Below are 21,504 nucleotides of genomic sequence, written 5' to 3'. Positions count from 1 at the left end.
ATGCCGCACAGGCGATTTTCCCGGTACTAGGGGTGGTAGTGGATGACACCCCAGGGGCAAAACGGACACTTCGCCCCTGGGGTGCCGGGGGGTGGCCGCGAGGTCGGCCCCGGGTGCCGCGCGGCAATGGCGCGGCTGACGGCAGGACCCTTTCACGTGGGGCTAAACCGCCCTTTCAGGAGAAAAGCCGACACTTCTCCATGCCTCTCCCCGCGGCAGGGGCCCCTGTCAAGAAGGAGGGAGATTTACGCATCAAATACGACTTGGGGTCGTAGATACCCGTTTTGGGTGATTGTGGCGGTGCGGGTTACCAAGGGATGGCCCACCCGGCAGCGAGCTGTGCGTGCCGGGTGGACCTGTGTCCGTCCCCCTGGAGGTAACCCCCATGTCGAAGCGCGCCAGCACCCGCACCCCCCGTACGTCCCTGCTCCGCACCCGGGCCGCCGTGGTCACCCTCGGGCTGGGAGCCTCGGCCGTGCTGGGAGCCGGGGTCGCGGCCGCCGACACCGGTCAGTCGAGCGTCGCGCTGCCCGAGAAGGCCGTCGCCCAGGCCGCGGCCAAGAAGGCGAAGAAGACGGCCGGCTGGGTCGACCCGGTGGCGAAGTACAAGATCTCCGCCCGCTTCAACCAGGGCGGCAGCATGTGGGCGCACAAGCACTCCGGCCAGGACTTCGCCGTACCCACCGGCACCAACGTGATGGCCACGCACGGCGGCACCGTCGTCAAGGCGGGCGGCAACGGCGCCGGCGACGGCCCGGCATACGGTAACGCCGTCGTGATCAAGCATGGTGGCGGCGTCTACTCGCAGTACGCCCATCTGTCGCGCGTCGACGTGAAGGTCGGCCAGGTCGTCAAGACCGGCCAGCACATAGCCCTGTCCGGCAACACCGGCAACTCCAGTGGCCCGCACCTGCACTTCGAGATCCGCACCACTCCGAACTACGGTTCCGCCGTCGACCCGGTGAAGTTCCTGCGCTCCAAGGGCACCACCGTCTGACGGCGAGCCGCACCCGGACCCCCCGGGCCCAGGGCCCCCGGACACCCGGGCCCCGGACCGCGGGCCCCGGACGCCCGGACCCAGGACGCCCGGACCCAGGACACCCGGACCCAGGACACCCGGACACCCGGGCCCCGGACTTCCGGACCCCGGACCCTCCAGACCCCCCGGGCCCGCGGCGGCCTCAGTCTCCGCCGTGCGCCCGGGTCACCAGGTCGATCGCGACCTCGAGGACGGCGCTGCGCTTCTCCTCCATGTCACCCTCGACCTCCGCGAGGACGTGCATCCCCGCGTGCATCGTGAACAGCGCGCTGATGCAACGGACTTGGTCGATGAGCGGAGCGTCCGGCTCCCTGATGATGTCGCGCATCTGCAGCATGCGGTCCTTGAACCGGTCGCCGATGCTCAACTCCCGGATCGCCGCCTGGTTGTCCTGCATGAAGCGGAAGAGCGGGGCCGCGTTGTGCAGGGCCTCGCTGTAGCGGCGCAGGACCTCCTTCTTGGTCTCGAGCGTATGCGGCTGCTGCCGGCCCCACTCGATCAGCTCGTCCATGGGACACGCCAGATCCTCGAAGATGCTTACGACGATGTCTTCCTTGGTCTTGAAGTGGTAGTACAGCGCCGCCTTCGTGACCTCCAGCCGCTCCGCGATCTCGCGGAGCGAGGTCTTCTCGTATCCCTGCTCGGAGAAGAGTTCCAGGGCAACGTCTTGGATGCGCTGGCGGGTGTTCCCCCGCCGCTGCTGCTTGGTGCCGTCCATGGTGCCGCCCATCCTCTTACTCCTCACGCTCCCCGCTGTGACCGCGCCGCTTCAGGCCGGTCCGGGTCGGTTCAAGTCCACGAAAACTTACTTGACGCCCGGCTAGTTACGCGTCTACCTTCTCTCAGTGTAGTCAACTTGCCGGGCGGCAAGTAAGTAGCCCGGACGGGGCAGCACCAGGCAGTACCCAGGGGAGTGGAAACGATGGCGGACACAGCGAAGGCCGAGGCGGCCGAGGCGGCCGGGACGGAGGAGCAACCCAGGAGCGTGCGGGTCGTCCTGCTCGCGCTCATGATCACGATGATGCTCGCGATGCTGGACAACATGATCGTCGGCACCGCGATGCCGACGATCGTGGGCGAGCTGGGCGGGCTCGAGCACCTCTCCTGGGTCGTCACCGCCTACACCCTCGCCACCGCGGCCTCCACCCCCATCTGGGGCAAGCTCGGTGACATGTACGGGCGCAAGGGCGCCTTCATGGCCTCGATCGTGATCTTCCTGGCCGGTTCCGCGCTGAGCGGCATGGCGCAGGACATGGGGCAGCTGATCGGCTTCCGGGCGGTGCAGGGGCTCGGTGCCGGCGGTTTGATGGTCGGCGTCATGGCGATCATCGGCGATCTGATCCCGCCCCGGGAGCGTGGCAGGTACCAGGGCATGATGGCCGCCGTGATGGCGGTCGCGATGATCGCGGGACCGCTCGTGGGCGGCACCATCACCGACAACTGGGGCTGGCGCTGGGCCTTCTACATCAACCTGCCGCTCGGAGTCGTCGCCCTGCTCGCCATCAGCGCCGTGCTCCACCTGCCGAAGAAGCGGGCACAGACGCGGATCGACTACCTCGGCGCCGCGCTGCTGACCGTCGGCATCACCGCCATAGTCCTGGTCACCACCTGGGGAGGCACCGAGTACGCCTGGGGCTCCGCCGTGATCATGGAGCTGATCGGGATCGGCACGGCCGCCCTCGTCGGTTTCCTCTTCTGGCAGACGAAGGCCACCGAGCCGGTCATGCCGCTGCACATCTTCCGCAGCCGCAACTTCTCGCTGATGGCGTTCATAGGCTTCATCACCGGCTTCGTGATGTTCGGGGCCGTGCTCTTCCTGCCGCTGTTCCAGCAGTCGGTGCAGGGCGCCTCCGCGACCAACTCGGGACTGCTGCTCCTGCCGATGCTCGGCGCGATGCTCGTCGTCTCGATGATCGCGGGCCGGGTCACCACCGGCAGCGGCCGTTACAAGGTCTTCCCCGTCGTCGGCAGCGTCCTGATGACCGCCGGACTGTTCCTGCTCGCACAGATGGACACGGACACGACCCGGCTCACCTCGGGTCTGTACATGGCCGTCCTGGGCGCCGGCATGGGCTGCCTGATGCAGATCACCATGCTCGTGGCGCAGAACAGCGTCGAGATGAAGGACATGGGCGTCGCGTCCTCGACCAGCACCCTGTTCCGCACACTCGGCTCGTCCTTCGGTGTCGCGATCATGGGCGCTCTGTTCAACAGCCGGGTGCAGGACATGATGGCCGAGCGTGCCGGGGCGCTGGGCTCGAAGGTCACCGAGCAGTCGGCACAGCTGGACGCGGCGAGCCTCGCCAAGCTCCCCGCCGCCGCACGCGAGGCCTACCAGCACGCGGTCGCGGCCGGTACCCACTCGGCGTTCCTGCTCGGGGCGATCATCGCGGTGACGGCGCTGGTGGCGGCGGTGTTCGTCAAGGAGGTGCCGCTGCGCGGGGCGGGCCCGAAGCAGTCCGACGACGGGGGAGCGGACTCCGGCGCCCCGAAGCAGGTCGAGGACGCGGCTGGGGACGCCGCGGGAACCGGTGCGAAGCCGACGGTCGCGGAAACCGTCTGAGCGCCGTCCATCCTCGGCCCGAAGGCCCCCGGTCGCAGTCCGCCCGGGGGCCTTCGCCCGTGTGCGGCGGCTCCTCCCGGCCACCGCCGTGCCGTCCGCGCCGTGGCAGCATCGTCCCGTGGACAAGATGCGGCAGCTGCGTCTGGCCAAGGACGCCATGGACCGGGACTGGGCCGAGCCCGGCCTCGACCTCGACGCGGTGGCCGCGCACGCCGGGTACTCGCGGTACCACTTCATCAGGGCCTTCAAGCAGGCGTACGGCGAGACACCCGGCCAGTATCTGACCCACCGCCGTATCGAGCGGGCCCAGGACCTGCTGCGCACGGCGAACCTGTCCGCGACGGAGATCTGCCACCTCGTCGGCTTCAGCAGCCTGGGCACCTTCTCGGCACGGTTCAAGGCGTGGACCGGGCTGACCCCGAGCGAGTACCGGGCGAAGCACGTGGGGCGCGGGGCCGCGCTGATCCCCGGCTGCTACGCGATGCTGTGGGCCGGTGGTTTCCCGTCCGCGCCGGAACGCGGGGAACGCGATTCCGGAGAAGGGGAACGCAATTCCGGAGAAGCGGACTGAGCGGGCGGCCGCCTACCGTGGCAGGGCGGTCACCCGACCGGCCGCCGCTCGGGCGGTGCCCCGTCGACCTGGGAGCTTGCCATGATCAAAGGACTCGCCATCTCCACCGTCTGGGTCCTGGACCAGGACCGCGCCAAGGAGTTCTACACGCGGAAGCTGGGGCTCGAAGTCCGTACGGACATGACCATGGGCGAGGGCGGCATGCGCTGGCTCACCGTGGGGGCGCCGGGCCAGCCCGACGTCGAGCTGACGCTGATGGTGCCAGGACCGCCCGCCATGGACGCCGAGTCCGCGGAGATGATGCGGAAGCTGGTGGCCAAGGGTGCCCTCGGGGCGGGGGTCCTGACCACGGACGACATCCACGGGGACTACAAGAAGCTCAAGGACCGCGGGGTGGAGTTCCTCCAGGAGCCGCAGGAGCGGCCGTATGGGACGGAGGCGCTGTTCCGCGACGACTCCGGGAACTGGTTCTCCTTCACGCAGCGGCGCGAGGGCGGACTGGACATGGAGAAAGCCTGGACTTCCTGAGGGAGTCCGGGACGGTGAGGGAGTCCGGGACGAGTGCGACCCGGTGCGGGTTCGGGGGCGGAGGGGCCGCGACCACCCCGCCCCCGCCGGCCTCACATCCCGGGCGGCAGCATCGGATGGCTCCCGGTGTTGGTCGGCGCGTGCTCCGGCAGCCACAGCACCGCCACCGCGCCTTCCGCCGGCACGCCCTCCGGGGCGCCGGGAGGGCGTACGTTGCGGAACGTCAGCCGGGCGCCCAGCACCCGGGCCTGCCCGGCCGCGATGGTCAGGCCCAGGCCGTGCCCCTGACCGGAGCGGTCCTTCCTGCCGGTGCGGAAGCGGCGCGGCCCTTCGTCCAGCAGTTCCTCGGGGAATCCGGGGCCGTGGTCCCGTACCCGGACGACCCGTCCCTCGACCGTCACCTCGATCGGCGGCCTGCCGTGCTTGGCCGCGTTGGTGAGCAGGTTCAGCAGCACACGTTCGAGCCGGCGCGGATCGGTCGTGACGGCCGACTCGTGGACCACGCGCACCTCGATGCCCGTGTCCCGGGCCGCCACCCGCCGGGTCACGAACTCGCCCAGCATGATGTCCTGCAGCTCCGCCCGCTCGGAGGCGCCGTCCAGCCGCGCCACCTCCAGTACGTCCTCCACCAGCGTGCGCATGGCCTGCGCCCGGTCCCGCACCAGCTCGGTGGGGCGGCCGGGCGGCAGCAGCTCGGCCGCCGTCAGCAGCCCGGTCACCGGAGTGCGCAGTTCGTGCGCGATGTCCGCGGTCACCCGCCGCTCGGCCTCTATGCGCCGCTGCAGGGTGTCCGCCATGGCGTCCACGGCCCGGGCGAGGTCGTCGGTCTCGTCGATCACGACGCCGCCGATCGCGTCCCGCACCCGTACGTCGGTCTCACCGTTGGCGACCTGCCACGCCGCGGTGGCCGCCTTGCGCAGCCGGCGTGAGAGCTGGCCGCCGACCAGCACACCGAGCGCGCAGCCGCCGAAGACGGTGGCGATCGAGCCGATGAGCAGCGCCTGGTCGAGGTCCTTCATCACGGTGGCGCTGCGGTCGGTGAAACCGGTGTGCAGGGAGAGGACCCGGCCGTCCTTGAGCGGCACCGCGGCCCAGATGTCCGGCACGCCGTTGCGGTGCTCGGCGATGAAGGTGGCCCGGCGGCCCTTGGCGGTCTTCTCCCGCAGGGCCTCCGGCAGGTCGGGATCGTCGATCTTGATGCCCGGGAAGTTGGGCCGGCCGGTCGTCTCGACGTTGCGCTGGGCGATCTGCACCCGCTCGTCCGCGAGATCACGCGCGTTGGACAGCATCGACACCCGGGCCGCGTTGTGCACCACCAGGCTCAGCGAGACCGCGACCAGCGTCCCCACCATTGCGATCGCCGCGCTCAGCTTCCACCGCAGACCGGTGCGCAGCCCCGTGCGCGCACTCAGTCGCCGGAAGACCCTCCTGAACCCCCGTGCTCCGCGGCCGGGACCGCCCTGTTCCGCGTACCCCCCGGTCTCCTCCATGCCGTCGGTCACCCGCATCGTCAGCGTTCCCCGCGCCGTCAGCGTCTCCCGCGCCCTCGGCGATCCCGTCCCCCGCGCCCGCGTCCCCGGATCCGCCCCCGGCCCCCGTCTCGCACGCGCGGTCTCGAACTCCCCCGTGCCCCGGAAATCCCGCATACCCGCGTTCAGGCCTTCAACTTGTAGCCGAAGCCGCGGACCGTCTCGATCCGGTCCTGGCCGATCTTGGTCCGCAGCCGCTGCACATGCACGTCCACGACCCGGGTGTCGCCGCCCCAGCCGTAGTCCCAGACGCGTTCGAGCAGTTTGTCGCGGGAGAGAACCGTGCCGGGCGCCGACGAGAACTCCAGCAGCAGCCGCATCTCGGTGGGCGTCAGCGCGACCGGCTCGCCGCTCCTGCGCACCTCCATGCCCTCGGTATCGACCTCCAGTTCACCGAAGGTGAGCACACCGCTCGCGTTCGCCGCGCTCTCCTCGTCGGCCCCGCCCGCCGCGGAGCCGGCGTGGCCGAAGCGGCGCAGCACCGCACGGATGCGCGCCATCAGGACGGCCCCGTCGAAAGGTTTCGTCACATAGTCGTCCGCCCCCGCCTCCAGGCCGAGGACGACGTCGATGGAGTCGGCGCGTGCGGAGAGCATGATGACGGGAACGGTGGACTCGTCGCGGATGCGCCGGCACAACGAGACCCCGTCCAGACCGGGCACCATCACGTCGAGCAGGGCGATGTCCGGCCGGTCGGCGCGGAACGCATCCAGCCCCGAGAGCCCGTCGGGCATCGCGGTCACCGCGAAGCCGTCCCGCTCCAGCGCCAGTTGGGTGGCCTCGCGGATGACGTCGTCGTCCTCGACGAACAGGACATGGGTCTGCTCTGCCATGCGGCTGCTCTCAGTTCGACTCGGGGATGGGCGTTACGGCACCCACCGCGTTGCTGTAGTCGTTCTCCGTACGGTTGCGCACCGCGAAACGGTTCACGGACCAGCGGTATGTGGTGACGACCTCGCCGGACGGATACTGCAACGGATCGCTCTTCTCGTACACCTGCTCGGTGACGACCAGGTCGCCGCGGTCGATCTCCGCGTAGACCGGTGACTCCTCGGACGTGAAGACGTTCTTGTACGTCGAACCGACCTCGCGATACACATACGAGCCGACCCCGACCGCATCGCTGCAGGTCATCACGTTGACGACCACATCGCTCACCCTGCCGCCGGTGAGATCGCCGTACGACACGTCGACCGGGTACTCGTCGGACACGCACGGCCGCAGGTCCGCCTTGACGTCCGCGCTGACGGCCGGATCGTTCTTGACCAGCTGTACCGGGTCCACCCGTTTCGGGATCGTGGCCGGTGAGGCGGTGGGCGAGGGCGAGACGACGGCGGCCCCGGCCGCGGAGTCGCCGCGGGCGGGGCCCTCGTCGCGGGCGCCGGTGCCACCGGTCGCGCAGGAGGTCAGATAGACACTGACGGCGGCGACCGCGACCGCCACCGTCAGCACCTTGACAACCCGACAGGGCCGCACGGTGACCCGTGCGGCCCTGCCGGTAGGTGTGCCTAGGCCGCGCAACGCTCCCTCTCCTCACCCTCGAGCGCGCCTGCGCCGCGTTCCTGCGCGTCGCGGGCCTCCAGCTCCTGACGGAGCCGGGCCAGCGCCCGGTGCAGCGTGCTCTTGACCGTTCCGACCGACATGCCGAGGGCGGCGGCCGTCTCCTCCGTGGACATCTGCTCCCAGTGTCGCAGCACCACGACACTGCGCTGCTTCGGTGCGAGCACCTTCATGACATCCATCAGCAGAGCGCGGTCGGCGTGCTGTTCGGCGGCGTCCTCGACACAGGCGTCCGGCAGCTGCTCGGTGGGCACCTCCTCGAGCTTGCGTGCCCGCCACCACTCGGTCCGCGTGTTGATCATGACCCGGCGCAGGTACGCGTCCGCGAGCCGCTTGTCCGCGATACCGTCCCAGCGGCCGTACGTGCGGGCCAGCGCGGTCTGCAGCAGGTCCTGCGCGTCGACCGGGTCCGGCACCAGACGGCGGGCGCTGCGCAGCAGCGCGTCCTGCCGGGTGCGGACGTACTCCTCGAACTCGAGCACCTCACCGTGCGCCATCGCCAACCGCCTCCGTCCCCGTTTCCCGACCCGCGTGTTGCCCGCAGTCAGTTCTTGTTCGACCGCTGTCCGCGGTATGGGAATGAAGCTACGGAGGGGTTGTCACGGAGCTGTGCGCACGAACGCGCGGTGGACGCACGGCTGTCCGTCGGTTGTGTAACGGAAGTAGGGACGGGGTAAGGCCCAGCCCCGAAGGATGTGCGTTTGGGGGGATTTGCTGGTCGGTCGAGGCTGGGGTGAACGGGCCGCGGAGCGGCGAATGTTACGAGCGGGACTCCTGCGGCGGCCGGACGGTCAGGTGAGCGGCAGCCTGTAGAGCCCGCCCGGCAGGGGTTCCACGAGACCGTCGGCGACCAACCCGTCCAGCGCGCGGGCCCGTTGCACGGGCTCGTCCCACACCCGGTCCAGGACCGCCTGCGGAACGGGGCGCACCGCCTCGCGCAGTACTGCGAGGAGCTTGCCGCGGACCTGGCGGTCGGTGCCCGCGTAGGTCTGTCCCTTGCGCGGCGGCCCTGCGTGCTCCGGCTTGCCGGCGAGCTGCCAGGCGCACCGGTCGGTGATCGGGCAGCGGTGGCAGTTCTCGTTCTTCGCCGTGCAGACGAGGGCGCCCAGTTCCATGGAGGCGGCGGCCCACAGCGCGGCGGTGCGTTCGTCCTCGGGCAGCAGTGCGCGGGCGAGCTTGCGTTCGGCGGCGGTGGTGGCGCCCGGCGGGTACTGCACACCGGTCACGGCCCGGGCGAGGACGCGCCGCACGTTGGTGTCGAGCACGGCGTGCCGCTGCCCGTAGGCGAAGGAGGCGACGGCCGCCGCGGTGTACTCGCCGATGCCCGGCAGGGCCAGGAGTTGGGCGTGCTCGGTGGGAACGTCGCCGCCGTGCCGTTCCGTTATGGCGACGGCGGCACCGTGCAGTCGCAGGGCGCGCCGCGGGTACCCGAGCCGCCCCCAGGCGCGTACGGCCTCCCCGGGCGCCTCGGCGGCCAGCGCGGCGGGGCGCGGCCAGCGCGCCATCCACTGCTCGTAGACGGGCAGCACCCGGCTCACGGGTGTCTGCTGCAGCATGAACTCACTCACCATCACCCCCCACGGCCCGGCCTCCGCCCGCCGCCACGGCAGATCACGCGCGTGCGCGTCGAACCAGGCGATGACGGGAGCGTGCAGATCGTCGCGGGCAGGGCTTACGGGAGGCTTCGTGGGCACAGTCATGGCATACCGATCCTGCCATGCGGGGGGTGCCGGGCGGGCTCAACCTCCGGGTGTGGCGACCGGACTCAGCCCGTCGGGCGCTGACGTCGCCGGGCCGGCCGAGGTGTTCTCGGTGTCCCAGCTGCCCCAGAGTCCCCCAGATGCCCCCGCCGGGTCACGCCCAGCCCATGTGGTCCAGCCTCCGCAGGATCACACCCTCCCGCAGCGCCCAGGGACAGACCTCCAGGGTGTTCACGTCGAAGAGGTCCATGGCGGCCTCGGCGACGAGCGCGCCGGCCAGGAGCTGACCGGCGCGCCCCTCCGAGACGCCGGGCAACTCGGCCCGCTCCGCCGCCGTCATGCCGACGAGCTGGGGAACCCAGGACTCCAGCGCCCCCCGCTTGAGTTCGCGCTGGACGTACAGCCCCTCGGCCGAGCGCGCCGCCCCCGCGATCCGGGCCAGCTGGCGGAAGGTCTTCGAGGTGGCGACCACATGGTCGGCGGTGCCCAGGCGGCTGAAGTCCCCGACGATCCGCGCGATCTCCGCACGGACGTGCCGGCGCAGCGCACGGATGTCGTCGGCACTGGGCGGGTCGCCGGGCAGCCACCCCGCCGTCAGCCGCCCCGCGCCCAGCGGCAGCGACACCGCCGCGTCCGGCTCCTCGTCTATGCCGTACGCGATCTCCAGCGAGCCGCCGCCGATGTCCAGGACCAGCAGCTTGCCGGCCGACCAGCCGAACCAGCGGCGGGCCGCGAGGAAGGTCAGCCGCGCCTCCTCCTCACCGGTCAGCACCTGGAGCTCGACACCGGTCTCGGCCTTGATCCGGGCCAGTACGTCGTCGGCGTTGCTGGCCTCGCGCACCGCGGAGGTCGCGAACGGCAGCAGGTCCTCGACGCCCTTGTCCTCGGCGGCCTGCAGCGCCTCATGCACGACCGCTATCACCTTGTCGACGCCGTCCGAGTCGATCGCTCCGCTGCCGTCGAGCAGTTCGGCGAGCCGCAGTTCGGCCTTGTGCGAGTGCGCGGGCAAGGGGCGCGCGCCAGGGTGTGCATCCACCACCAGGAGATGCACCGTGTTCGATCCCACGTCGAGGACACCGAGTCTCATAAGGGGCACGCTACTGCCAGCGGGCCCGCAGCCCAGCCCCGGAGTCGCCGTCGGCCGCTTACCCTGGACTCGTGCCAAAGACGAAAAAGGCGAACGACAGCAAATCGACCAAGTCGGCCAAGTCGGCGGTGTCGGCCGAGGCCGCCAAGGGCTCCGCACGGGCGAAGTCGTCCAAGGTCGCGAAGCTGCCGAAGCCGCCCCAGTCCCCGCCGCCGGGCGACGAGAAGGGGCTCGACCACGCCCGCGCATGGGTCGAGTTCCCTGATCCCGCCGATGAGGACCAGGTCTTCCGTTGTGATCTGACCTGGCTGACCTCCCGCTGGAACTGCATCTTCGGCAGCGGCTGCCAGGGCATCCAGGCGGGCCGCGCCGACGACGGCTGCTGCACGCTGGGCGCGCACTTCTCGGAGGAGGACGACGAGAAACGGGTGGCCGAGCACGTGGCGAGGCTCACTCCGGACATCTGGCAGCACTATGACGTGGGCATGGAGACGGGCTGGGTCGCGGAGGACGACGAGGGCTCCCGGCAGACCCGCCCGTACAACGGCTCGTGCATCTTCCAGAACCGCCCCGGTTTCGCGGGCGGCGCGGGCTGTTCGCTGCACATCCTCGCGCTGCGGGAGGGCCGCGAACCGCTGGAGACCAAACCGGACGTCTGCTGGCAGCTGCCGATCCGGCGGACGTACGACTGGATCGACCGTCCCGACGACACCCGCGTCCTCCAGGTGTCGATCGGCGAGTACGACCGCCGAGGCTGGGGCCCCGGCGGCCATGACCTGCACTGGTGGTGCACCTCCGCGACCTCGGCGCACGGCGCGGGGGACCCGGTCTACGTCTCCTACCGGGCCGAGCTCACCGAGCTGATGGGCAAGGCGGGATACGACCGGCTCGTCGAGCTGTGTGAGGACCGGCTGGCCGCACAGCTGCCGCTGCTGGCCCCGCACCCGGCCGACCCGGTGGCCCCGCCGGCTGACGCCTAACCGGCCGTGCCGGGATCGCCGCTGTCGTCGGGCGTCGGGCCACCCGGGTCCGACGGGTCGGGTGGGTCGGACGGGCCGGACGGATCGGACGGCGTGGGAGACGACGGCGTGGGCGTCGTCTGCGGCCCGGACGTCGGCGTGGGGCCGCCGGGCGGCGTGCCGGGATCGGCCGGACCGGACGCCGACGCCTGCGGTGAACTGGGCCGGGGGGCGGGAGCCGACGGGCGCGGCTCGGGACCGTGGCCCTCGATGGAGACGACGGCCGCCGCGGGAGCGACCGACACCCGCGCCGTCCAGCGCCCCCGTGGCTCGCGCAGCCGGTCGACGTAGACCCTGATCGTCGAAGAGTCGCCGGGGGCCAGGGTCCCCGAGGAGCGGCTGAGGTGGAGCCAGGAGGCGACCGCGCGCGCGGACCAGTGCACGGGGGCGCGGCCGGACGCGGTGATCCTGATGAGTGTGATGTCGCCGCTGGAGCGGGCGGTCACGTCGAGGTGACCCTTGCCGGTGGCGCCGATCACCTCCACGGAGACGTCGTCGCTGCCCTGGGAGAAACCCGCATCGGGCTTCGTACGGGCGTTGCCTGCGTTCTCGTAGCCGCGGCCCGGCTCGGCGCCGAGCGCGTCCCGGCCGTGGGCCTCGTTCGCGGCGACGGGGCGGCCGTCCCGGTCCTCGCCGGTCAGCGGCGCGCCCCGGTAGGCCGCCCACAACGCGAACACGGGCGCGGCCACCACGGTGGCGACGACCGTCGTCGTGACGACACGCGCGCGCAGCCGGTGGCGACGGGCCGCGTGGTCCTTGGGGTCCATCGGGAAACCCCGCCGGTCGAAGCGGGGACCGCCGCCCCGCGCGCGGGAGCCGTGCGCCATCGCCGAGTGCAGGGCCGCGCGCGGGGCCGCCACCACGGGCAGCGCGGCGGGCGTCACGCTGGTGCCCGGCCAGACCCCGGGAGCGGCCCGCTCGGCGGTGCGCCGGCACCGCGGACAGTCGTCGACGTGCCGGACGAGGTCCAGACGCAGCGCGGAGCTCAGCATCAGCCGGCTGTCACACGCGAACCGGGCCACCCCCGGGCAGCCGCCGGCCTCCACGACGGCCAGGGCGGCCCGGGTGCGCTCCACCTCGCAGGCCGCGGAGGAGAGGAGTTCCCGGGTGGCGACCGGATCCATGCCGAGGACGGCGGCGACCTCCCGCGGGGCGAGCTGGTGGCGTACGGCGAGTTCGAGCGCCTCGCGCTGCTCGGGGGTGGTGCCGGCTGCCTCCGGCCAGGCCAGCAGGGCGAGTTCGCGTTGGCGCCGCTCCTGCTCGGCGGCCGACGGCTCGGCCGGTCCGGCGGCACAGCAGGGCGCGTCCCGTCGCCGGGGAGCGCGCCTGGCCGGGGCGGACGAGCCCTGGCGCCCGCTCCTGGCCTCCGCGAGCCGCCGCAGACACGACCAGCGCGCCAGCGCGTACAGCCAGGCCTTGCGGTCGCCCTCGGCGTCCGGGCCGTGCCGCCCGCGGCGTTCGGCGACGACGAGGACGTCCCCGAGGGCGGCGGTCGCGGTGTCGTGGTCGCAGAGCACGGACAGGCAGTATGTGAACAGGCCGTCCAGGTAGGGCTCGTAACGCATGGGCGGCTTCTGCTGCAGCGCGCAGGGCGCGACGGGCTTGCGCACGGCTGTGTGCGCCGGGTGCGCGCCGGTGGGGTGCGTCGGAGTCTCCGGACTGCTGCTCATCACCCGTGCGACCGTAGGGCGCACGTGCCGAACCCTTCCTGCGGCTTGAGTGCATTTACTCCTTACGGGTGAACAGATCGCTCAAAAGGGGACAGGAGTGCCGGATTCCGTGCTGGATTCCGTGCGGGATCCTCAAACGGTTGTTCAGGGGTTGCGTGAGCGTGCCCCCTCGCCTCACCGCACGCCTCCCCCGGGACAGACCCGTGTCGTCGGCGTTGTCAGTGGGGCCCGTTACGGTTCTCGCATGGCTGCCCGTACGAAGACCGCGAAGGACCGCCCGTCCTACCGCTGCACCGAATGCGGCTGGCAGACGGCCAAGTGGCTCGGCCGCTGCCCCGAGTGCCAGGCCTGGGGGACGGTCGAGGAGTACGGCGCGCCCGCGGTGCGCACCACCGCCCCCGGCCGGGTCACCACCTCCGCCGTGCCCATCGGCCAGGTCGACGGCCGTCAGGCCACCGCCCGTTCCACGGGTGTGCCCGAGCTCGACCGGGTGCTCGGCGGCGGACTCGTCCCCGGCGCGGTCGTCCTCGTGGCGGGCGAGCCGGGTGTGGGCAAGTCCACCCTCCTGTTGGACGTGGCCGCCAAGTCGGCCAGTGACGAGCACCGCACCCTCTACGTCACCGGCGAGGAGTCGGCGAGCCAGGTCCGGCTGCGCGCCGACCGCATCAAGGCCATCGACGACCACCTCTACCTCGCCGCGGAGACCGATCTCGCGGCCGTCCTCGGCCACTTGGACGCCGTCAAGCCGTCCCTGCTGATCCTGGACTCCGTGCAGACCGTGGCCTCACCGGAGATCGACGGAGCCCCCGGCGGCATGGCCCAGGTGCGCGAGGTCGCCGGCGCCCTGATCCGCGCTTCCAAGGAACGCGGCATGTCAACCCTCCTGGTGGGCCACGTCACCAAGGACGGCGCGATCGCGGGACCGCGCCTGCTCGAACACCTCGTGGACGTCGTCCTGCACTTCGAGGGCGACCGCCACGCCCGCCTGAGGCTCGTACGCGGCGTCAAGAACCGCTACGGGACGACGGACGAGGTCGGCTGCTTCGAACTGCACGACGAGGGCATCACCGGACTCGCCGACCCCAGCGGCCTGTTCCTCACCCGGCGCGACGAACCCGTGCCCGGCACCTGCCTCACCGTCACCCTCGAAGGCCGCCGCCCTCTGGTGGCGGAGGTCCAGGCACTGACCGTCGACTCCCAGATCCCCTCCCCGCGCCGCACCACGTCCGGTCTGGAGACCTCCCGTGTCTCGATGATGCTCGCCGTCCTGGAGCAGCGCGGCCGGATCAGCGCCCTGGGGAAGCGGGACATCTACTCCGCGACGGTCGGCGGAGTGAAGCTCTCCGAACCCGCCGCGGACCTGGCGATCGCCCTCGCGCTGGCCTCCGCCGCGAGCGACACCCCCCTGCCCAAGAACCTCGTCGCGATCGGCGAGGTCGGTCTCGCGGGCGAGGTCAGGCGGGTCACCGGCGTCCAGCGCAGGCTCGCCGAGGCACACCGCCTGGGCTTCACACACGCGCTCGTACCGACCGATCCGGGCAAGGTGCCGCCCGGTATGAAGGTCCTGGAAGTCGCCGACATGGGGGACGCGCTGCGCGTACTGCCGAGGGCCCGTCGCAGAGACGCCCCACGGGAGGAGGAGGACCGCCGGTAGACTTTGCCCAGGTCTCGCCCGTGCGTGCGAACCTGAGGCGACCCTGAGGGCGACCGGAAACCTGCGACCGGAGGAGTGCAGTGGCAGCCAACGACCGGGCAGCAGCTCCCGGAAAGTCGGGCGGGAGCACCGGTGCCGATGGCCTGATGCGCGCCTCCCTCAGCGCCGTGGCACCCGGCACCGCGCTGCGTGACGGCCTGGAGCGGGTCCTTCGGGGCAACACCGGCGGACTCATCGTCCTGGGCTTCGACAAGACGGTCGATGCGCTGTGCACCGGCGGCTTCGTGATCGACGTCGAGTTCGCCGCCACCCGGCTGCGTGAGCTGTGCAAGCTCGACGGCGGGATCGTCCTGTCCACCGACCTGTCGAAGATCCTCAGGGCCGGCGTCCAGTTCGTGCCCGACCCGACCATCCCCACCGAGGAGACGGGCACCCGCCACCGCACCGCGGACCGGGTCAGCAAGCAGGTGGGCTTCCCCGTCGTCTCCGTTTCCCAGTCGATGCGGCTGATCGCGCTGTACGTCGACGGCCAGCGCCGGGTGCTCGAGGACTCGGCGGCGATCCTGTCCCGCGCCAACCAGGCCCTGGCCACCCTGGAGCGGTACAAGCTCCGCCTGGACGAGGTCGCGGGCACGCTCTCCGCGCTGGAGATCGAGGACCTCGTCACCGTCCGGGACGTCTCCGCGGTGGCCCAGCGCCTGGAGATGGTGCGCCGCATCGCCACCGAGATCGCCGAGTACGTGGTGGAGCTGGGCACCGACGGACGCCTTCTCGCCCTGCAGCTCGACGAGTTGATCGCCGGAGTGGAGCCCGAGCGGGAACTCGTCGTACGCGACTACGTCCCCGAGCCGACGGCCAAACGTTCACGCACGGTCGACGAGGCCGTCTTCGAACTGGACTCCCTCACCCACGCCGAACTGCTCGAACTGCCCATGGTGGCACGTGCCTTGGGCTACACCGGCTCCCCCGAGGGCATGGACTCCGCCGTCTCCCCGCGCGGTTTCCGCCTCCTCGCCAAGGTCCCGCGGCTGCCGGGCGCGATCATCGACCGCCTCGTCGAACACTTCGGCGGCCTGCAGAAGCTGCTCGCCGCGAGCGTGGACGACCTGCAGACGGTCGACGGGGTCGGCGAGGCCCGCGCCCGCAGCGTCCGCGAGGGCCTGTCGCGCCTGGCGGAGTCGTCGATCCTGGAGCGCTACGTCTAGTGCCGCGGCAGGCAACGTTTGCCCGGTAAGGAGCGGCGTCCGGTGCATGCTCTGGGGGTACCCCTGCTCGAAGAGCTTGGGGGAGTGCCGGCCGGAAGTCCTCGTACTGGACGTACTTGGGCGAGTGGGGTCCCCCCGGTTCGAAGAGCTTGGGGGAGTGCCGGGCGTCGCGACGGGGCGAACGTTGCCTGTTGCGGCACTAGTGCCTGTCGGGGCACCAGCAGCGCCCGGATGGCTCCTCCAGCTTGGTGATCGGGGTCAACAACCCCTGGTGCCCGACGAGGCGCACCAGTGCCTGGCATGACGGCCCACCCGGCGAAGAGTGTCCCAGTGCCTGGCATGACGGCCCACTTGTCGAGGGCGCTCCAGTCTTCGGCGAGGGCGCCCGAAGTCTCGGAGTTGACGGCCTAGTCCTTGGCGAGGACGAAGGACGTCTGGGCCTTGGTGAAGCCGGGCACCTTCGCCTGCACCAGGTAGGTGTCCGCCGCTGCCGACCCCGCCGGAGGCGTCCCGCACTCGGGTGCGCTCGGCTTGCGGTCCCAGCTGATCGTGTGGGTGATGGCGGCCTTCGCAGGGACGAGGAAGTACACGCTGCCGTCCGACTTGGGGCAGTCGTCCGAGGCCCAGACGGTCTTGTCGTCGGTGCTCTCGGTGATCGTCACCACGGCCTGCTCGGGCCCGAGCCCGATCTTGCAGTCACTGCCGGAGACGTTCTTGGCGGTCAGCTCGAAGACGGGCTTCTGCCCGGGGGAGTAGGAGTTGTGCAGGCTGCGCAACGTCAACTGCACCGAACTCGAGGTGCATTCGGGCAGGCTGGACCCGGCCGGGACCTGCTCGCCCACCGCACCGCCGCCGCCCGAACCTCCGTCACCGGAGGAGCCGGAGGACCCAGAAGACCCGGCAGACCCCGCGGAACCGCCGGAACCCCCCTCCGATCCGCCCTCGGACCCTCCGCCCGAACCGCCTTCCGAACCACCGGAGGAGCCCGCGGAACCTCCGGTCGAACTGCCCCCGCCGCTCGACTCGTCGCGTCCGCCCGGCGCCTGGCTGATGGCAGGACCGGAACCGGACGGGCCCGGGGTGATGGAGGGCGCGGGATTCTTGCCGTTGGACCCGCCCGAGTTGTTCTTGCTCCCACCGCCGCCCGAACTGACGATCCACACGATCAGGAGAGACAGCAGCGCCAGGATGGACAGCAGAACGGCCCTCCGGCGCCAGTAGATGGAGGAGGGAAGCGGCCCGACAGGATTGCGCAGAGATCCCACGGCGCAAACCTTACGAGAGTCCGGACCGTTGTCCTGCGCCACCCGCCGCCCAGGGCCGCAAACTTTTACGGATCATCATCCCGCAGCCGCCGGCGACCCGGCTTCGGCAGCTCGGGGCGGCGGGGGCGAGGTACGCCGCCGCCGTGGCCGCGGGAGTGCTCGGTGACACCGGCGGGATCGACGGGTTTCGGTCGGGTCCGCCGACGACCCCGTCGCATCCGTGCGCACCCGGGGCGACGACCCTGTCGCATCCTTGCGCACCCCGGGCGCGCCCGGGCGACCTCGGGCGAGCGCGCGCGGGCGTAACCAGGCGCACGGACGTGCGGAGGCGCGAACGGGAGGGAGGGGCGCGGGGCCCGGCATCCGCACCGTATGTGCCGGTCATCGCGCCGGACAGCAGGACAGGCGACCGTTCCACGGGGCGCCGGCCCTCGGTCCCCGGGGCAACGCTTCCGGCCAAGGAGTCCCTCGCAAAGGGCAGCCAGCCGCCCCTACGTCGGACGCGCCCCGTACCCTGGTGCCCGTGGCAGAACCAGTCGTGCGGATCCCGGATGCGAAGGTCGCGCTGTCGACGGCTTCCGTGTATCCGGAGTCAACGGCGACGGCCTTCGAGATCGCCGCGCGTCTCGGGTACGACGGCGTCGAGGTCATGGTGTGGACCGACCCCGTCAGCCAGGACATCGAGGCACTGCGCCGGCTCAGCGACTACCACCAGATCCCGATCCTGGCCGTGCACGCCCCCTGTCTGCTGATCACCCAGCGCGTCTGGTCCACCGACCCCTGGGTCAAACTCCAGCGGGCCCAGACGGCCGCCGAGAAGCTGGGCGCGTCCACCGTCGTCGTCCACCCGCCCTTCCGCTGGCAGCGCCAGTACGCCCGCGACTTCGTCACCGGCATCTGGCGCATGGCGAGCGAGACCGACGTGCGGTTCGCCGTGGAGAACATGTACCCCTGGCGCTACCGCGACCGCGAGATGCTCGCGTACGCGCCCGACTGGGACGTCACCAAGGACGACTACCGGCACTTCACGATCGACCTCAGCCACGCCGCGACGGCCCGCACCGACGCCCTGCAGATGGTGGACCGCATGGCCGACCGGCTGGGCCACGTCCACCTCGCGGACGGCTCCGGCTCCAACAAGGACGAGCACCTCGTCCCGGGCCGCGGCACCCAGCCCTGCGCCGAGGTGCTGGAGCGCCTCGCCCTGAACGGCTTCGACGGGCACGTGGTCATCGAGGTCAACACCCGCCGCGCGATGTCCGGCGCCGAGCGCGAGGCCGACCTCGCCGAGGCACTGGCCTTCACCAGGCTGCACCTGGCCTCCGCCGTGAAGGTGCCCAGAAGGTGACCTCCCGGACCCCGCGCGCCCCCAGTGCCCCCCGAACCCCACGCGGCCGGGGACGGCCCCCCGGCACGGAGCCGTCCGACACCCGGGACAAGATCCTCGACGCCGCCCGGGCGGAGTTCTCCGAACGCGGCTACGACAAGACGTCCGTGCGCGGCATCGCCAAGGCGGCGGGCGTGGACTCGGCCCTCGTGCACCACTACTTCGGCACCAAGGAGCAGGTCTTCGAGGCGGCCATCGAGGTCGCCTTCGCGCCGGCCCTCAACGCGACCAAGGTGATCGAGGAGGGCCCCTTCGACGGGGTCGGCGAGCGGCTGACCCGGTTCGTCTTCGGCGTCTGGGAGAACCCGGCCACCCGCATCCCGCTGCTCGCGGTAGTCCGCTCCGCGTTCAACAACGAGACCGCCGCGGCCGTCTTCCGCCGTCTGATCGCCTCCCAGCTGCTGCGCCGCATCGCCGGGCAGCTGGACCTCCCGGACGCCGAACTGCGTGCCGAGCTGGCCGCGGCGCAGCTCGTCGGGACCGCCATGCTCCGCTATGTGATCAAGGTCGAGCCGCTGGCCTCCGCCGACCCCGAGCAGATCATCGCCAGGATCGCCCCGGTGGTCCAGGGCCACCTGACCGGCACCTGACCGCCGTCGGCACACGGGGCGCCATGTCCGGGGCCACCGCCGTCGGCACACGGGGCGCCATGTCCGGGGCCACCGCCGTCGGCACACGGGGCGCCATGTCCGGGACCACCGCCGTCGGCACACGGGGCGCCATCTCCCGGACCACCGTCGTCAACATGCGGCGCACCATTTCCCGGACGGCACGTCCGGATCGCGGACATGAGGTTCGGTGGCCGGGGGCGAGGCGTAGCCTGAAGGATCCAAGGGACCGGAATGGTAGGGAGTGGAGCAACCGTGCCCGAGCTGAGGTCACGTACGGTCACCCACGGTCGCAACATGGCGGGAGCCCGCGCGCTGATGCGCGCTTCCGGCGTCGCGAGCGAGGACATCGGCAAGCCGATCATCGCGGTCGCCAACAGCTTCACCGAGTTCGTGCCCGGCCACACCCACCTCCAGCCGGTCGGCCGGATCGTCTCCGAGGCGATCAAGGCCGCGGGCGCGGTCCCGCGCGAGTTCAACACGATCGCCGTCGACGACGGCATCGCGATGGGCCACGGCGGCATGCTGTACTCCCTGCCGTCCCGCGACCTCATCGCGGACTCAGTGGAATACATGGTGGAGGCGCACTGCGCCGACGCCCTGATCTGCATCTCCAACTGCGACAAGATCACCCCCGGCATGCTGATGGCGGCGCTGCGCCTGAACATCCCGACGGTGTTCGTCTCCGGCGGCCCGATGGAGGCCGGCCGCGCGACCCTCGTCGACGGCACGGTCCGCACCCTCGACCTGATTGACGCGATGGTCGACGCGGCGAACGAGAAGGTCTCCGACGAGGACGTCCTCCGCATCGAGGAGAACGCCTGTCCGACCTGCGGTTCCTGTTCCGGCATGTTCACCGCCAACTCGATGAACTGTCTGACGGAGGCGCTCGGCCTCGCGCTCCCCGGCAACGGCTCGGTCCTCGCCACCCACACCGCCCGCAAGGACCTGTACGAGCGCGCCGGCGCCACGGTCGTGGAGCTCGCCAAGCGCTACTACGAGCAGGATGACGACTCCGTCCTCCCGCGCTCCATCGCCACCCACGCCGCGTTCGAGAACGCGATGGCGCTGGACATCGCCATGGGCGGCTCCACGAACACGATCCTGCACCTGCTGGCCGCCGCCCAGGAGGCCGAGGTCGGCTACGACCTCACCGACATCGACGCCGTCTCGCGCCGCGTCCCCTGCCTCGCGAAGGTCGCGCCGAACGTGACCGCGACCCGCACGTACTACATGGAGGACGTGCACCGCGCCGGCGGCATCCCCGCCATCCTCGGCGAGCTCTACCGCGGCGGCCTGCTGAACGAGGACGTGCACACCGTCCACTCGCCGTCCATCAAGGAGTGGCTCGACGCCTGGGACATCCGCGGCGGCGCGGCCTCCGACGAGGCGCTGGAGCTCTGGCACGCGGCCCCCGGCTGCAAGCGCTCCGCCGAGGCGTTCTCCCAGTCCGAGCGCTGGGAGGAACTGGACACGGACGCGGCCGGCGGCTGCATCCGTGACGTCGCCCACGCCTACTCCAAGGACGGCGGCCTCGCGGTCCTCAAGGGCAACCTCGCCGTCGACGGCTGTGTCGTGAAGACGGCCGGTGTGGACGAGTCGATCTGGACCTTCGAGGGTCCCGCGGTGGTCTGCGAGTCGCAGGAGGAGGCCGTCGAGAAGATCCTCGGCAAGCAGGTGCGCGAGGGTGACGTGGTGGTCATCCGCTACGAGGGCCCCAAGGGCGGCCCCGGCATGCAGGAGATGCTCTACCCGACCTCGTTCCTCAAGGGCCGGGGCCTTGGAAAGGCCTGCGCGCTGGTGACCGACGGCCGCTTTTCCGGCGGTACCTCGGGCCTGTCCATCGGCCACGCCTCTCCCGAGGCGGCGTCCGGAGGCACGATCGCCCTCGTCGAGGACGGCGACCGCATCCGCATCGACATCCCGAACCGTTCGATCGAGCTCCTGGTCGACGAGGACACCCTGGCGGCCCGCCGCGAGGCCCTCGCCGGCGTCTACGCCCCCAAGTCCCGCGACCGCAAGGTCTCCACGGCACTGAAGGCATACGCGGCGATGGCGACGAGCGCGGACAAGGGCGCGGTGCGAGACGTGTCGAAGCTGGGCTGAGCCCCAGCAAGAG

Annotated in this window: 19 protein-coding genes; 10 read left to right on the top strand and 9 right to left on the bottom strand. The window is 71.4% G+C overall.

The genetic code is table 11. From position 1 onward, the window contains the following. The first annotated feature begins 385 nt into the window (after positions 1–385). Positions 386–997, top strand: a complete 612-nt coding sequence (locus EF387_RS43625) for a M23 family metallopeptidase (protein WP_128382146.1) — start codon at positions 386–388, stop codon at positions 995–997. A gap of 184 nt (positions 998–1,181) precedes the next feature. On the opposite strand, the gene EF387_RS43615 is transcribed toward EF387_RS43625, so the two are convergent. Continuing rightward, positions 1,182–1,769 (bottom strand): TetR/AcrR family transcriptional regulator, encoded by a 588-nt coding sequence (locus EF387_RS43615; protein ID WP_128382145.1) that lies wholly within the window; start codon positions 1,767–1,769, stop codon positions 1,182–1,184. Positions 1,770–1,961: 192 nt separating this feature from the next. Here EF387_RS43615 and EF387_RS43610 point away from each other — a divergent pair, with 192 nt between their 5' ends. The 3 genes from EF387_RS43610 to EF387_RS43600 all read left to right on the top strand — a co-directional run bounded on the left by EF387_RS43610 (position 1,962) and on the right by EF387_RS43600 (position 4,701). Continuing rightward, positions 1,962–3,602, top strand: a complete 1,641-nt coding sequence (locus EF387_RS43610) for an MDR family MFS transporter (RefSeq protein ID WP_128382144.1) — start codon at positions 1,962–1,964, stop codon at positions 3,600–3,602. A gap of 127 nt (positions 3,603–3,729) precedes the next feature. Then, the gene (locus tag EF387_RS43605) at positions 3,730–4,173 is read left to right on the top strand and encodes a helix-turn-helix transcriptional regulator (protein ID WP_128382151.1); all 444 of its coding nucleotides are present in this window, start codon (positions 3,730–3,732) and stop codon (positions 4,171–4,173) included. A gap of 81 nt (positions 4,174–4,254) precedes the next feature. Further along, positions 4,255–4,701 carry a VOC family protein gene (locus EF387_RS43600; RefSeq protein WP_128382143.1) on the top strand — a complete coding sequence of 149 codons (447 nt, stop codon included), beginning with the start codon at positions 4,255–4,257 and terminating at the stop codon, positions 4,699–4,701. Between the two features lie 92 nt (positions 4,702–4,793). On the opposite strand, the gene cseC is transcribed toward EF387_RS43600, so the two are convergent. The 6 genes from cseC to EF387_RS43570 all read right to left on the bottom strand — a co-directional run bounded on the left by cseC (position 4,794) and on the right by EF387_RS43570 (position 10,577). Further along, positions 4,794–6,209, bottom strand: coding sequence for a two-component system sensor histidine kinase CseC (gene cseC, locus EF387_RS43595; RefSeq protein ID WP_128382142.1), 1,416 nt, complete (start codon positions 6,207–6,209; stop codon positions 4,794–4,796). 146 nt (positions 6,210–6,355) lie between these two features. Next, entirely contained in the window at positions 6,356–7,063 is a 708-nt protein-coding gene (cseB, locus tag EF387_RS43590; RefSeq protein WP_128382141.1) for a two-component system response regulator CseB, read from the bottom strand. 10 nt (positions 7,064–7,073) lie between these two features. Then, positions 7,074–7,751, bottom strand: coding sequence for a hypothetical protein (locus EF387_RS43585; RefSeq protein WP_420802697.1), 678 nt, complete (start codon positions 7,749–7,751; stop codon positions 7,074–7,076). Then, the gene (locus EF387_RS43580) at positions 7,739–8,287 is read right to left on the bottom strand and encodes a SigE family RNA polymerase sigma factor (RefSeq protein WP_128382140.1); all 549 of its coding nucleotides are present in this window, start codon (positions 8,285–8,287) and stop codon (positions 7,739–7,741) included. The genes EF387_RS43585 and EF387_RS43580 overlap by 13 nt, the downstream gene beginning before the upstream one ends. A 294-nt stretch (positions 8,288–8,581) precedes the next feature. Further along, positions 8,582–9,490 (bottom strand): HhH-GPD family protein, encoded by a 909-nt coding sequence (locus tag EF387_RS43575; RefSeq protein ID WP_128382139.1) that lies wholly within the window; start codon positions 9,488–9,490, stop codon positions 8,582–8,584. 154 nt (positions 9,491–9,644) lie between these two features. Beyond that, entirely contained in the window at positions 9,645–10,577 is a 933-nt protein-coding gene (locus EF387_RS43570) for a Ppx/GppA family phosphatase (protein ID WP_128382138.1), read from the bottom strand. A 71-nt stretch (positions 10,578–10,648) separates the two neighbouring features. Here EF387_RS43570 and EF387_RS43565 point away from each other — a divergent pair, with 71 nt between their 5' ends. After that, positions 10,649–11,557 (top strand): DUF3109 family protein, encoded by a 909-nt coding sequence (locus tag EF387_RS43565; protein ID WP_128382137.1) that lies wholly within the window; start codon positions 10,649–10,651, stop codon positions 11,555–11,557. Here the strand turns inward: EF387_RS43565 and EF387_RS46940 are convergent. Further along, the gene (locus EF387_RS46940) at positions 11,554–13,266 is read right to left on the bottom strand and encodes a BACON domain-containing protein (protein WP_155589832.1); all 1,713 of its coding nucleotides are present in this window, start codon (positions 13,264–13,266) and stop codon (positions 11,554–11,556) included. The genes EF387_RS43565 and EF387_RS46940 overlap by 4 nt on opposite strands. A gap of 244 nt (positions 13,267–13,510) precedes the next feature. Between EF387_RS46940 and radA the strand changes: the two genes are divergently transcribed. Both radA and disA read left to right on the top strand, forming a co-directional pair. Further along, complete coding sequence (radA, locus tag EF387_RS43555) at positions 13,511–14,920, top strand: DNA repair protein RadA (RefSeq protein WP_128382136.1); 1,410 nt, start codon at positions 13,511–13,513, stop codon at positions 14,918–14,920. Positions 14,921–15,000: 80 nt separating this feature from the next. Beyond that, entirely contained in the window at positions 15,001–16,125 is a 1,125-nt protein-coding gene (disA, locus tag EF387_RS43550; RefSeq protein ID WP_128382135.1) for a DNA integrity scanning diadenylate cyclase DisA, read from the top strand. Between the two features lie 407 nt (positions 16,126–16,532). Here the strand turns inward: disA and EF387_RS43545 are convergent, their stop codons facing one another. Then, positions 16,533–17,390: a hypothetical protein gene (locus tag EF387_RS43545; RefSeq protein ID WP_128382134.1), complete on the bottom strand. Its 858-nt coding sequence runs from the start codon at positions 17,388–17,390 to the stop codon at positions 16,533–16,535. 523 nt (positions 17,391–17,913) lie between these two features. Between EF387_RS43545 and EF387_RS43540 the strand changes: the two genes are divergently transcribed. The 3 genes from EF387_RS43540 (at position 17,914) to ilvD (ending at position 21,491) form a co-directional block, all read left to right on the top strand. Continuing rightward, complete coding sequence (locus EF387_RS43540; RefSeq protein WP_128382133.1) at positions 17,914–18,738, top strand: sugar phosphate isomerase/epimerase family protein; 825 nt, start codon at positions 17,914–17,916, stop codon at positions 18,736–18,738. Further along, a complete protein-coding gene (locus tag EF387_RS43535) occupies positions 18,735–19,367 on the top strand; it encodes a TetR/AcrR family transcriptional regulator (RefSeq protein ID WP_128382132.1) in 633 nt (210 codons plus the stop codon). Before EF387_RS43540 ends, EF387_RS43535 begins: the two co-directional genes overlap by 4 nt. A 273-nt stretch (positions 19,368–19,640) precedes the next feature. Continuing rightward, positions 19,641–21,491 carry a dihydroxy-acid dehydratase gene (gene ilvD, locus EF387_RS43530; RefSeq protein ID WP_128382131.1) on the top strand — a complete coding sequence of 617 codons (1,851 nt, stop codon included), beginning with the start codon at positions 19,641–19,643 and terminating at the stop codon, positions 21,489–21,491. Positions 21,492–21,504: the final 13 nt, after the last annotated feature.

This window comes from Streptomyces cavernae (assembly GCF_004023625.1).
Classification (GTDB): Bacteria; Actinomycetota; Actinomycetes; order Streptomycetales; family Streptomycetaceae; genus Streptomyces; species Streptomyces cavernae.
The sequence above is the reverse complement of the archived record's forward strand: the minus strand, read 5'-3'. Positions and strand labels throughout refer to the sequence as shown.

Bases quoted from the DNA above. Each gene is read 5' to 3' on its own strand.
- EF387_RS43625 (WP_128382146.1), top strand. From the start codon at position 386: ATGTCGAAGCGCGCCAGCACCCGCACCCCCCGTACGTCCCTGCTCCGC.
- EF387_RS43615 (WP_128382145.1), bottom strand. From the start codon at position 1,769: ATGGGCGGCACCATGGACGGCACCAAGCAGCAGCGGCGGGGGAACACC.
- EF387_RS43610 (WP_128382144.1), top strand. From the start codon at position 1,962: ATGGCGGACACAGCGAAGGCCGAGGCGGCCGAGGCGGCCGGGACGGAG.
- EF387_RS43605 (WP_128382151.1), top strand. From the start codon at position 3,730: ATGCGGCAGCTGCGTCTGGCCAAGGACGCCATGGACCGGGACTGGGCC.
- EF387_RS43600 (WP_128382143.1), top strand. From the start codon at position 4,255: ATGATCAAAGGACTCGCCATCTCCACCGTCTGGGTCCTGGACCAGGAC.
- cseC (WP_128382142.1), bottom strand. From the start codon at position 6,209: ATGCGGGTGACCGACGGCATGGAGGAGACCGGGGGGTACGCGGAACAG.
- cseB (WP_128382141.1), bottom strand. From the start codon at position 7,063: ATGGCAGAGCAGACCCATGTCCTGTTCGTCGAGGACGACGACGTCATC.
- EF387_RS43580 (WP_128382140.1), bottom strand. From the start codon at position 8,287: ATGGCGCACGGTGAGGTGCTCGAGTTCGAGGAGTACGTCCGCACCCGG.
- EF387_RS43575 (WP_128382139.1), bottom strand. From the start codon at position 9,490: ATGACTGTGCCCACGAAGCCTCCCGTAAGCCCTGCCCGCGACGATCTG.
- EF387_RS43570 (WP_128382138.1), bottom strand. From the start codon at position 10,577: ATGAGACTCGGTGTCCTCGACGTGGGATCGAACACGGTGCATCTCCTG.
- EF387_RS46940 (WP_155589832.1), bottom strand. From the start codon at position 13,266: ATGAGCAGCAGTCCGGAGACTCCGACGCACCCCACCGGCGCGCACCCG.
- radA (WP_128382136.1), top strand. From the start codon at position 13,511: ATGGCTGCCCGTACGAAGACCGCGAAGGACCGCCCGTCCTACCGCTGC.